The following is a 12,073-nucleotide window of genomic DNA, read 5'->3' on the forward strand; positions in this document are numbered from 1 at the left end:
CGATCTGCAGGCGCATGGGGCCGGGGTGGTCTGAGCGTCGCGATGCCGCGATTGTCTCGCGCAGTCGAAAAAAGCCCGCAGCGATGCGGGCTTTTTCGTTGGCGCGGCGGCCATCCGCGCATGCGCACGGCAATCGTCACCCGACCGGACACGCAATCCGGTCGAGCATGGAAAGCAAAGCTGAAACGGCATCGATAGCTTCGCAGGATAAGTTCGCTCCCGCCGCGCGCAAAGCTCGTAAAGTCGGCTCTCCCGCAGCAATGTCCGCATTCCGAAGGAGAGCCGCATGTCCCGTTTCAGCTTCGTCCGCCGCGCCGTCGTCGCGCTGACCGCCTTTGCCGCGCTGGGCGCGGCGCACGCCGAATCGCGCGAGGTCGTGATCGCGTACCAGGACATGGTCGTGCCGTGGCGCTATGCGCAGGCGAGCGGTGAAGTCGAAAAGGCGACCGGCTACAAGGTCACGTTCCGCAAGCTCGACAGCGGCGCCGACGTGATCCGCGCGCTCGCGTCGGGCTCCGTGCAGCTCGGCGAGGCCGGTTCCAGCCCGATCGCGGCCGGCCTGTCGCAGGGGCTCGACATCTCGCTGTTCTGGGTGCTCGACAACATCAACGACGCCGAGGCGCTCGTCGCGCGCAACGGTTCGGGCGTGACCAGCGTCGCCGCGCTGAAGGGCAGGAAGATCGGCGTGCCGTTCGTGTCGACGTCGCATTTCCATACGCTCGTCGCGCTGCAGGCCGCCGGCGTGAACCCGAACGACGTGAAGATCGTCAACCTGCGTCCGCCCGAGGTCGCGGCCGCGTGGACGCGCGGCGACATCGACGCGACCTACATCTGGGATCCGGTGCTCGCGAAGGTCAAGCAGTCGGGCACCGTGCTGACGACGTCCGGCAAGGTTGCGAAAGAAAGTGGCAAGGCGACCTTCGACGGCTTCGTCGTGAGCCGCAAGTTCGCGCGCGAAAACCCCGAGTTCGTCGCGCGCTTCGTGAAGGTGCTCGCGGCCGCCGACGCCGACTACCGCGCGCATGCGGCGGCGTGGAAGGTCGGCTCGCCGCAGGTCGCGGCGGTCGCGAAGGTATCGGGCGCGGACGCGCAGGACGTGCCCGCGAGCCTCGCGCTCTACGCGTTTCCGACGCCGGCCGAGCAGGCGTCGCCGACGTGGCTCGGCGGCGGTGCGCAGTCCGGCGCCGCGAAGTCGCTCGCGGCCACCGCCGCGTTCCTGAAATCGCAGGGCACGATCCAGACGGTGCTCGCCGACTATTCGGTCGGCGTCGATCCGCAGTTCGTGCAGAAGGCCGCGCGCTGAACGCGGCGATCATCGCGGAGTCCCGAGCATGAGCACGCTGGAAGTCCGTCAGGTATCGGTCGACTATCCCGGCGAACGCGGCCGGCCGACGACGCAGGCGCTCGCGCGCGTCGACCTGCGCATCGAAGCCGGTGAATTCGTCGTCGCGCTCGGCGCGTCCGGGTGCGGAAAGACGACGCTGCTGAACTGCATGGCCGGCTTCGTCGCGCCGACGACCGGCGACGTGCGCGTCGACGGCGTGCCGGTCACGGGCCCCGGCGCCGATCGCGGCGTCGTGTTCCAGAAATACGCGTTGCTGCCGTGGCTCGACGTGCTCGAGAACGTCGCGCTCGGGCTGCGCTTCGCACGCGTGTCGAAGGCCGAACGCGAAGCGCGGGCGCGGGAGATGCTCGCGCTGGTCGGGCTCGACAAGCATGCGCACGCGCGCGTGTACGAGCTGTCGGGCGGGATGCAGCAGCGCGTCGGCATCGCGCGTGCGCTCGCGAGCGATCCGCGCGTGCTGCTGATGGACGAGCCGATGGGCGCGCTCGACGCGATGACGCGCGGCACGATGCAGGCGCTCGTGCTCGACGTGTGGGCACGCACCGGCAAGACGGTGTTCTTCATCACGCACGACGTCGAGGAGGCGCTGTTCCTCGCGACGCGTCTCGTCGTGATGACGCCCGGCCCCGGCCGCATCGCGGAAACGTTCGAACTGCCGTTCGCGCGGCGCTACGTCGAATCGCGCGATGCGCGTGCGGTGAAGTCGTCGCCGGAATTCATCGCGTGGCGCGAGCGGCTGATCGCGTATCTGCATCGCGACGAGGCGGTGGCGGAGCGCGCGTGATGCATGAGTTCGCGCGACAGGGCGCGTCCGTCGGGCGCGGCCGGATCAGTACTTTGCACAGGCAGGACGACATGAGCACGCAGGATTCGTTGGCAGCCGATCGAGCGGCCGCGGAGGTCGGGCAGGATCAACGCGCGACGCAACGGCGTCACGCGGTGCGTCCGGCTCGCGCATCGCATCGTTACCGGTTGCCGGGGCAGGGCAGGACGGCCGCGCTCAGCGCGGCGACGGTCGCGGCGCTGGCCGTGCTGTGGTGGGTCGCGACGCACCGGCAGTGGCTGCCGCCGCTGTTCCTGCCGGCGCCGGAAGCGGTATGGGCCGCGTTCGTCGACGCGTGGCATGGCCGCATCCAGGGCGGCCTGCCGTTGTCGGAGCATTTGTTGTGGAGCGCCGCGCGCGTGTTCGGCGCCTTCGTGTTCGCCACTGCGATCGGCGTGCCGGCCGGCATCCTGATGGGCGTGAGCCGCATCGCGCGCGGCGTGCTCGATCCGCTGCTGGAGTTCTACCGGCCGCTGCCGCCGCTCGCGTATCTGCCGCTCGTCGTGATCTGGTTCGGCATCGACGAGACGGCGAAGCTCGTCGTGATCTTCCTCGCATGCTTCGCGCCGATCGCGATGGCCGCCCGTGCCGGCGTGCGCGCGGCAACCGTCGAGCAGATCAACGCCGCGTATTCGCTCGGCGGCAGCTTCGCGCAGATCGTGCGGCATGTCGTGCTGCCGGCCGCGCTGCCGGAAATCCTCACCGGGTTGCGGATCGCGATCGGGTTCGGCTGGACGACGCTGGTCGCGGCCGAAATGGTCGCCGCGACGGCCGGGCTCGGGCAGATGGTGCTCAACGCGTCGAGCTTCCTGCGTACCGATCTCGTCGTGATGGGGATCCTGATCATCGGCGCGATCGCGTGGCTGTTCGATCTCGCAATGCGGTGGGTCGAGCGGCGGGTAGTGCCGTGGAAGGGCCGCGGGTGATGCCCGGATGAGGCCCGCGGGCGGCATGCGCGCCGCCCGTGCCGGTCGTGTCATTCGCCCATCGCGACGCCTTCCCGCCGCGGGTCGGCCCCGCCGAACCACACCGTCTGCCCCTGCACGTTCAGCCGCTGGATCCCCTGCAGTCCCGAATTCATCTCGACGACCCGCACGTCGTGCCCGCGCCCTTTCAACCCGTCGACGAGCGCGTCCGACACGCGGCCGCGTTCGAGCTGCGTCGGCCCGTTCATCGACCCGACGTTCGGCAGCGCGATCGCCTGCTGCATCGTCATCCCCCAGTCGAGCACGCCGATCATCGTCTTCGCGACGTGATTGATGATCGCGGGGCCGCCGGCCGAGCCGACGATCATCGTCACCTGCTTCGTCTTCTGGTCGAACACGAGCTCGGGCGACATCGCCGAGCGCGGCCGCTTGCCCGGCTGCACGCGGTTCGCGACCGGCCGCCCGTTCTCGTTCGACACGAACGAGAAATCGGTCAACTGGTTGTTCAACATGAACCCGCGCACCATCAGCCGCGAACCGAACGCGTCCTCGACGCTGGTCGTCATCGACAGCGCCTGGCCGTAGCGGTCGACGATCGCGATGTCGGACGTCGACGGCAATTCGGGGCTGCGGTCGTCGGCCAGCGCGAGCGTCGCGCCCTGCGGCGTGCCGGCCTGCGCGACGCCCATGCTCGTGTCGCCGATCAGGCGCGCGCGCTGCGCGAGATAGGCCCGGTCGACGAGGCTCGCCCAGCTGCCGCCCGGCAGCGGCGCGAAATCCGGATCGGCGACGTAGCGCGCACGGTCCGCATACGCGAGGCGTCCCGCTTCGCTGAACAGGTGCGCGGCGAACGGCGTCGGCTCGTAGCCGACTTCGTTGCGCACCGGCTTCTGCGCGCCGATCTGCTGCCAGTCGGGCATCGCCTCGAGAATGCCGAGCATCTGCGCGATCGCGAGGCCGCCCGATGACGGCGGCGGCATCCCGCACACCACCGAGCGCCGGTAGTCGGTGCACAGCGGCGCGCGCACCTTCGCCTTGTAGCGCGCGAGATCCTGCAGCGACAGCAGGCCCGGATTGGTCGGGTGCTTGCGCACCTTCGTGACGATGTCGCGCGCGATCGCGCCGGTGTAGAACGCATTCGCGCCGCGATCGGCGACCTGGCGCAGCACGGTCGCGAGCGCGGGGTTCTTCAGCACCGTGCCGGCCGCCTTCGGCGTGCCGTCCTTGTTGTAGAAGTACGCACGCGCGGCCGGGTCGTTCATCAGGTACTTGTCGTTCGCGATCAGCATCGCGAGGCGCGGGCTGATCGTGAAGCCGTGCTCGGCGAGCCGGATCGCGGGCTGGAACAGCCGGCGCCACGGCAGCTTGCCGTGCGCGCGGTGCGCGGCGTCGAGCATCCGCAGCACGCCCGGCGTGCCGACCGAACGGCCGCCCACGACACCTTCGTAGAAGCCCATCGGCTGGCCGGTCGGGCCGTAGAACAGCCGGTCGGTCGCGGCGGCCGGCGCGGTCTCGCGGCCGTCGTACGCCTGCGTCGCACGGCCGTCGAAGTACAGCATGAACGCGCCGCCGCCGAGCCCCGACGATTGCGGCTCGACGAGCGCGAGCACCATCTGCGTGGCGATTGCCGCGTCGATCGCGGTGCCGCCGGCCTTCAGCATCTCGTAGCCGGCCTGCGTGGCGAGCGGGTTCGCGGCCGCGATCATGAAGCGCTGCGAGGTCCAGCCCGGCTTGTCGGTCCAGCCGGACGACAGTTCGGGTGCGTGAACGCCGGGCAGCGGCACCGCGGCGCCCGATGCGGCAGCGACCGGGACGACGGCGCCCGACGGCGCGGACGGCGATGTGCAGCCGGCGCCGAACGTGGCGAGCGCGACAAGCGCGAGCGTGGCGACGAGCGTCCGGGGACGCGAATGCGGACGGATCCGGTCGAACATTGAAACCCTCGGCAACAGTGAATTCGAAGGAGGCGGCGTGTGCGCGGCACGCGCTCCGCACGGACGGCGCGCTATTGTCGCCGTGCGGCCGGCGGATTGTCATCCGACAGGAAACCCTGACGCATCCCGCCGGGCCCGCCCCGGCCGGCCTTTCCGGCCTGTTCGAGGATGAACTCTATGAACGTCGCGGTCGCGCGCGTGTGGTGCCGGTTCGGCATGTAGAGCATGTACATGTGCGTGCCGAAGATGCTGAGACGATACGCGTCGAGCGACGTGACGACCGTGCCGCGCCGCATGTCGTCCTGCATCACGTAGTCGGGCACGATGCCGACGCCGATCCCGGCGAGGATCGCCTGGCGCAAGAACAGGAAGTTCTCCGAAATCAGCGTGGGCTCGAGCAGCACCTCGTGGCGTTCGTCGCCGAGGTACGCCGCGATCCGCAGCTGCCGGCCCAGTACCGTCGCAGTGACGACCGGCGCGGCGGCCAGCGCGCCGAGGCTCGCGGGCATCCCGTGCGCGGCCGCGAACGCGGGCGACGCGCACGCGACGTAGCGCACCGCGCCCATGTCGCGCGCGACGAGGTTCTGCGGCGGCTCGGACATCACGCGGATCGCGATGTCGACTTCGTCGCGCATCAGGTCCTCCACGCGATTCTCGAACACCACGTCGAGCACGATGCCCGGATGCAGCCGCTTGAACGCGAGCAGCCAGTCGGACATCACCATCTGCCCGTAGCCGCTCGGCACCGACAGCCGCACGCGGCCCTGCAGGTCCTGGCCGAGCGTCGTCACCGATTCCTGCGCGGCGAGCAGCTCGTTGCGGATGCGCCGGCCGTGCTCGTACAGCTTCAGCCCGATTTCGGTCGGCTCGATGCGGCGCGTCGTGCGGCGCACGAGCTGCTGGCCGATCGAGCGCTCGAGCTGGTTCAGCCGGTAGCTGACGTTCGCGCGGCTCATCTTAAGCCGCTGCGCGGCCTTGCTCAGGTTGCCCGCGTCGAGGATCTCGACGAGCAGCGTCAGCGCGTTCAGGTCCATGCCCGGTGTCTCCTGATCCGTCCCGCTTAAGGACCCGAAGCGGTCCGAAAGCATTCAATGTCAAGTCAGACTTGACAGCTTGTAAAGTCGAGCGGGAATTGTCAATGAATCTCGATCAATCGAGAATCGAGTCATGCCCGGCACATGCGCCGGATCGTTTCCCGCCGCGCGGGATCGGGAAGCGGCGCCGCTCGCCGGCCCGGCGACCGGTCCCGCCCGCATGGCGCACCGCAATGGAGACACGATGAATTCAACCGCTTCCCCCGAACCCGCCCAGACCGGCACCGTCACGCGCGAACGGCGCGACAAGGTGCTCGTCGTCACGATCGACCATCCGCCCGTCAACGCGCTGTCCGCCGACGTGCGGCGCGGCCTCGCCGACGCGCTCGACGCCGCGCAGACCGACGCCGCGATCCGCGCGGTGCTGATCGTCGGCGCCGGCCGCAACTTCATCGCGGGCGCCGACATCCGCGAATTCGGCAAGCCGCCCGTGCCGCCGTCGCTGCCCGACGTCTGCGAGCGGATCGAGTCGAGCGCGAAGCCGGTCGTGGTGGCGCTGCACGGCGCGACGCTCGGCGGCGGCCTCGAAGTCGCGCTCGCCGCGCATTACCGGCTCGCGGTGCCCGGCGCGAAGCTCGGGTTGCCCGAAGTCACGCTCGGCCTGCTGCCCGGCGCGGGCGGCACGCAGCGCGCGCCGCGTCTGATCGGCGCGCAGGCCGCGCTCGACCTGATGCTGACGGGGCGTCACGCGAGCGCCGACGAAGCGCTCGCGCTCGGCCTCGTCGATCGCGTCGCGCACAGCGACGACACGCTCGCCGAAGGTCTCGCCTATGCGCAGGAACTCGTGTCGCTCGGCGCGCCGGCTCGGCGCACCCGCGATGCGCAGGGCCTCGCCGACCGCGCGGCCGCGCAGGCCGCGATCGACGCGGCGCGCGCCGAGTTGCCGAAGAAGTCGCGCGGCCTGTTCTCGCCGGCGAAGATCGTCGACGCGGTCGAGGCCGCGCTCACGCTGTCGTTCGACGCGGGGATGAAGCTCGAACGCAGCCTGTTCCTGCAATGCCTCGACAGCCCGCAGCGCGCGGGCCTCGTGCACGCGTTCTTCGCGGAACGCGAGGCCGCGAAGGCGCCCGAGGCGCGCCGCGCGAGCGCGCGCCCGGTCGAGCGGATCGGCGTGGTCGGCGGCGGCACGATGGGCGCGGGCATCGCGGTCGCGGCACTCGACGCCGGGTTGCCGGTGACGATGATCGAACGCGACGAAGCGTCGCTCGCGCGCGGCCGCGCGCATGTCGAGAAGGTGTACGACGGGCTCGTCGCGAAGGGGCGGATGACGCCGGCCGCGCACGCGGCGCGTCTCGCGCGCTTCAAGGGCAGCACGTCGTACGACGCGCTCGCGCAGGCCGACGTCGTGATCGAGGCGGTGTTCGAGGACATGGCCGTGAAAAAGGCGGTGTTCGCCGAGCTCGCGCGCGCGTGCAAGCCGGGCGCGGTGCTCGCGACCAACACGTCGTATCTCGACATCGACGAGCTGGCGGCCGGCATCGACCGGCCGGCCGACGTGATCGGCCTGCATTTCTTCTCGCCGGCGAACGTGATGAAGCTGCTCGAGATCGTCGTGCCGGCGCGCGTCGCCGATGACGTCGTTGCGACCGCATTCGCGCTGGCCAAACAGCTGAAAAAGACACCGGTGCGCGCCGGCGTGTGCGACGGCTTCATCGGCAACCGGATCCTCGCCGTCTATCGCACCGCGGCCGACTACCTGATGGAAGACGGCGCGTCGCCGTACCAGATCGATCGCGCGGTGCGCGAATTCGGCTTCCCGATGGGGCCGTTCCAGGTCGTCGACCTCGCGGGCGGCGACATCGGCTGGGCGACCCGCAAGCGCCGTGCGGCCACGCGCGACCCGCGCGCGCGCTACGTGGAGATTTCCGACCGGCTGTGCGAGCGCGGCTGGTTCGGCCAGAAGACGGGGCGCGGCTACTACCTGTATCCGGACGGCGCGCGGGTCGGCGCGCCGGACCCGGAAGTCGAGGCGATCGTCGCGCAGGAGCGTGCGAAGAAGGGCATCACGCCGCGCGCGTTCACCGACGACGAAATCCTGCGCCGCTACCTTGCCGCGATGATCAACGAAGGCGCGAACGTCGTGCACGAGAAGATCGCGCTGCGCCCGCTCGACGTCGACGCGGTGTTCCTGTACGGCTACGGCTTCCCGCGCCATCGCGGCGGCCCGATGCACTACGCGGACACCGTCGGCCTCGCGAACGTGCTCGCCGACATCCGCGCGTTCGCGCAGGAGGATCCGCTGTTCTGGAAACCGTCGCCGCTGCTCGTCGAGCTGGTCGGGCGCGGCGCGGATTTCGCGAGCCTGAACCGTATCGACTGAACGCCCACCGCATTCGCAACGGACCCACGATGGACCTCAATTTCACTCCCGAAGAGGAAGCGTTCCGCACCGAAGTGCAGCGCTTCCTCGCCGCCGAACTGCCCGCGCGCACCGCGCGCAAGGTGAAGGGCGGCCTGCACCTGACGCGCGACGACATGCGCGAATGGCACGCAATCCTGAACGCCCGCGGCTGGCTCGCGAGCCACTGGCCGCGCGAATACGGCGGCCCCGGCTGGAGCGTCGCGCAGAAGTTCCTGTTCGACAACGAATGCGCGCTCGCCGGCGCGCCGCGCATCGTGCCGTTCGGCGTCAACATGCTTGGGCCCGTGCTGATCAAGTACGGCAGCGAAGCGCAGCAGCGCCACTGGCTGCCGCGCATTCTCGACGGCACCGACTGGTGGTGCCAGGGCTATTCGGAGCCGGGCGCCGGTTCCGACCTCGCATCGGTGAAGACGAGCGCGGTGCGCGATGGCGATCTCTACGTCGTGAACGGCCAGAAGACGTGGACCACGCTCGGCCACTACGCGAACATGATCTTCTGCCTCGTGCGCACCGCAACCGACGTGCGCAAGCAGGAGGGCATCAGCTTCCTGCTGATCGACATGAACACGCCGGGCGTCGAGGTGCGCCCGATCATCACGCTCGACGGCGAGCACGAAGTGAACGAAGTGTTCTTCACCGACGTGCGCGTGCCCGTGGCGAACCTCGTCGGCGAAGAGAACCGCGGCTGGACCTGCGCGAAATACCTGCTCACGTACGAGCGCACCAACATCGCCGGGATCGGCTTCTCGACGGCCGCGCTCGAGCGGCTGCGCGCGGTGGCCGCGAAGGTCACGAAGAACGGCCGGCCGCTCGCCGACGATCCGTTCTTCGCGGCGCGCATCGCCCGCGTCGAGATCGAACTCGAGAACATGCGCACGACCAACCTGCGCGTGCTGGCGGCGGTCGCGGGCGGCGGCGTGCCGGGCGCGGAAAGCTCGATGCTGAAGATCCGCGGCACGCAGATCCGCCAGGAGATCACCGCGCTGATGCGCCGCGCGATGGGGCCGTACGCGCAGCCGTTCGTCGACGCAGCGCTCGATGCCGATTACGACGGCGAGCCGGTCGGCCCGGACGAAGCCGCGAGCGCCGCGCAGCAGTACTTCAACAACCGCAAGCTGTCGATCTTCGGCGGCTCGAACGAGATCCAGAAGAACATCATCGCGAAGATGATGCTCGGGCTGTAACGAGGGACGCGACGATGGATTTCCAGCACACAGAAGACCGCCGGATGCTGGCGGACACGTTGAACCGCTTCATCGCCGAACGGTACGCGTTCCCGGTGCGCGACCGCATCGCGCAATCGGCCGAAGGCTTCGATCGCGCGATGTGGCGGCGCTTCGCCGAGCTCGGCGCGGTCGGCGCGCTGTTTGCCGAAGCCGATGGCGGCTTCGGCGGCGCGGGTTTCGACATCGCCGTGGTGTTCGAATGCCTCGGCCGCGGGCTCGTGGTCGAGCCGTTCCTCGGCACGCTGCTCGCGGGTCGCGCGCTGGCGCTGGCCGGCGGCGACGCGCATCGCGCGCGGCTGGCCGCGCTGATCGACGGCAGCGCGAGCGCCGCGTTCGCGCACGACGAGCCGGGCTCGCACTACGAACTGACGACCGTGCGCACGCGCGCCGAGCGTGCCGGCGACGGCTGGGTGCTGACGGGCGCGAAGGGCGTCGTCGACCAGGCCGCGCAGGCGGCGTTCTTCGTCGTCAGCGCGCGCGTGTCCGGTCAGGACGACGACGCGGCCGGCATCGGCCTGTTCGTCGTGCCGGCCGACGCGCCGGGCGTGTCGCTGCGGGACTACAAGAAGATCGACGGCGGCCGCGCGGCCGAGGTGCGCTTCGAGCGCGTCGTGCTGCCGGGCGATGCGGCGCTCGGCGTGCCGGAAACGCAAGACGACGAAGCAGGCGCCGCATTGCTCGAACGCGTGCTCGGCTACGGGCTGCTCGCGCTGTCGGCGGAGGCGCTCGGCGCGATGGACGTCGCGAAGGAAGCGACGCTCGACTACCTGCGCACGCGCAAGCAGTTCGGCATGCCGATCGGCAGCTTCCAGGCGCTGCAGCACCGGATGGCCGACCTGCTGCTCGAAGTCGAGCAGGCGCGCTCGGCGGTGATCAACGCGGCCGCGCAGCTCGATGCGCCGCGCGCGGTGCGCGAACGCGCGCTCGCGGCGGCCAAGTACACCATCGGCCGGATCGGCACGCTGGTCGCCGAGGAGAGCATCCAGCTGCACGGCGGGATCGGGATGACGTGGGAGCTGCCGCTGTCGCATTACGCGAAGCGGCTCGTGATGATCGATCACCAGCTCGGCGACGAGGATCACCATCTCGCGCGCTACATCGCGCTGTCGAAACAATAAAGACGAACGACGCGAATGGAGGAGACAAGGATGACGAACGAATCGCGCGCGTTGCCGCTGGCCGGCGTGAAGGTGCTCGATTTCTCGCGCGTGCTGGCAGGCCCGTGGTGCGCGATGGTGCTTGCCGATTTCGGCGCGGAAGTGATCAAGGTCGAGCATCCGGCGCGCGGCGACGACACGCGCGACTGGGGCTTGCGGATCGGCGACACCGAAACGACCTACTTCAACAGCGTGAACCGAAGCAAGCGCTCGATCTGTCTCGACCTGCAGACCGACGAAGGGCGGCGGCTCGCGCGCGAGCTGGCCGCGCAGGCCGACGTGGTGCTGCACAACTTCAAGTTCGGCGGCGCGGAAAAACTCGGGCTCGGCTACGACGCGCTGGCCGCGCTCAATCCGCGGCTCGTGCATTGCGCGATTTCCGGCTACGACCGCTCGGGCCCGGAAGCCGCGCGGCCCGGCTACGACCTCGTCGTGCAGGGCGAGGCCGGGCTGATGGCGCTGAACGGCGAGGCCGGCCAGCCGCCGCTGAAATTCGGTGTCGCGGCGGTCGACCTGTTCACCGGCATGTATTCGGCGCAGGCGGTCCTCGCCGCGCTGTACGAGCGTCATGCGACGGGGCGCGGGCGGCGCATCGAGATGGCGCTGTTCGACTGCGGGCTGATGATCACCGCGTACTACGGGCTCGATGCACTGCTGATGGGCGAGGATCCGCCGCGCTACGGCAATGCGCATCCGTCGATCGTGCCGTACGGCGTGTTCGACGCGGCCGACGGCCCGCTCGTGATCACGGTCGGCAACAACCCGCAGTTCGCGCGTTTCTGCGAGGCGATCGAGCGGCCCGACCTCGCCGCGGACGAACGCTACAAGACCAACCTCGGCCGCTCGGAGAACCGCGCCGCGCTGCTGCCGGAGATTCGCGGCGAACTCGCGCGGCGGCCGCGCGCGACGCTGCTCGCGGCGCTCGCCGCCGGCGGCATTCCGTGCGGCGAAGTGCTCGGGCTGCACGAGGCGCTGACCTCCGAGCGCGCGACCCGGGCGGGGCTCGTCACGCGGCAGCCGCACCCGGTCGCGGGCGGCGTCGACGTGCTCGCGCCGCCGTATCGCTTCGACGGTGCGCGACTGCCGGTGCGCGGCGCGCCGCCGGTGCTCGGCGCGGATACGGACGCGGTGCTTGGCGGCTGGCTCGGGATGTCGGCCGACGAGGTCGCGCGACTGCGCGCGGATCGCGTCGTGTAACGCATTGAC

The 12,073-nt window shown here is 70.2% G+C and carries 9 protein-coding genes; 7 read left to right on the forward strand and 2 right to left on the reverse strand.

The genetic code is table 11. The annotated features are described in order from the left end of the window. Positions 1 to 286 precede the first annotated feature (286 nt). Genes tauA through U4Z31_RS22310 form a run of 3 tightly spaced genes read left to right on the forward strand, consistent with a single transcriptional unit; the run spans position 287 to position 3,094 of the window. Entirely contained in the window at positions 287 to 1,303 is a 1,017-nt protein-coding gene (tauA, locus tag U4Z31_RS22300) for a taurine ABC transporter substrate-binding protein (RefSeq protein WP_321811393.1), read from the forward strand. Between the two features lie 28 nt (positions 1,304 to 1,331). Next, complete coding sequence (locus U4Z31_RS22305; protein WP_044846750.1) at positions 1,332 to 2,129, forward strand: taurine ABC transporter ATP-binding protein; 798 nt, start codon at positions 1,332 to 1,334, stop codon at positions 2,127 to 2,129. Continuing rightward, positions 2,129 to 3,094, forward strand: coding sequence for an ABC transporter permease subunit (locus U4Z31_RS22310; RefSeq protein ID WP_044846749.1), 966 nt, complete (start codon positions 2,129 to 2,131; stop codon positions 3,092 to 3,094). The genes U4Z31_RS22305 and U4Z31_RS22310 overlap by 1 nt, the downstream gene beginning before the upstream one ends. Positions 3,095 to 3,144: 50 nt before the next feature. Here U4Z31_RS22310 and ggt read toward each other — a convergent pair whose 3' ends face one another. Next, positions 3,145 to 5,028: a gamma-glutamyltransferase gene (gene ggt, locus U4Z31_RS22315; protein ID WP_321811394.1), complete on the reverse strand. Its 1,884-nt coding sequence runs from the start codon at positions 5,026 to 5,028 to the stop codon at positions 3,145 to 3,147. Between the two features lie 71 nt (positions 5,029 to 5,099). Further along, entirely contained in the window at positions 5,100 to 6,062 is a 963-nt protein-coding gene (locus tag U4Z31_RS22320) for a LysR family transcriptional regulator (protein ID WP_124486547.1), read from the reverse strand. 244 nt (positions 6,063 to 6,306) lie between these two features. Here U4Z31_RS22320 and U4Z31_RS22325 point away from each other — a divergent pair, with 244 nt between their 5' ends. Genes U4Z31_RS22325 through U4Z31_RS22340 form a run of 4 tightly spaced genes read left to right on the forward strand, consistent with a single transcriptional unit; the run spans position 6,307 to position 12,064 of the window. Further along, positions 6,307 to 8,442: a 3-hydroxyacyl-CoA dehydrogenase NAD-binding domain-containing protein gene (locus U4Z31_RS22325; RefSeq protein WP_321811395.1), complete on the forward strand. Its 2,136-nt coding sequence runs from the start codon at positions 6,307 to 6,309 to the stop codon at positions 8,440 to 8,442. A 29-nt stretch (positions 8,443 to 8,471) separates the two neighbouring features. Continuing rightward, a complete protein-coding gene (locus U4Z31_RS22330) occupies positions 8,472 to 9,668 on the forward strand; it encodes an acyl-CoA dehydrogenase family protein (protein WP_321811396.1) in 1,197 nt (398 codons plus the stop codon). Between the two features lie 14 nt (positions 9,669 to 9,682). Next, positions 9,683 to 10,828, forward strand: coding sequence for an acyl-CoA dehydrogenase (locus U4Z31_RS22335; protein WP_321800692.1), 1,146 nt, complete (start codon positions 9,683 to 9,685; stop codon positions 10,826 to 10,828). Positions 10,829 to 10,858: 30 nt separating this feature from the next. Continuing rightward, positions 10,859 to 12,064 carry a CaiB/BaiF CoA-transferase family protein gene (locus U4Z31_RS22340; protein ID WP_321811397.1) on the forward strand — a complete coding sequence of 402 codons (1,206 nt, stop codon included), beginning with the start codon at positions 10,859 to 10,861 and terminating at the stop codon, positions 12,062 to 12,064. The last annotated feature ends 9 nt before the right edge of the window (positions 12,065 to 12,073 follow it).

It is taken from the genome of Burkholderia sp. BCC1985, from assembly GCF_905339915.1.
Classification (GTDB): domain Bacteria; phylum Pseudomonadota; class Gammaproteobacteria; order Burkholderiales; family Burkholderiaceae; genus Burkholderia.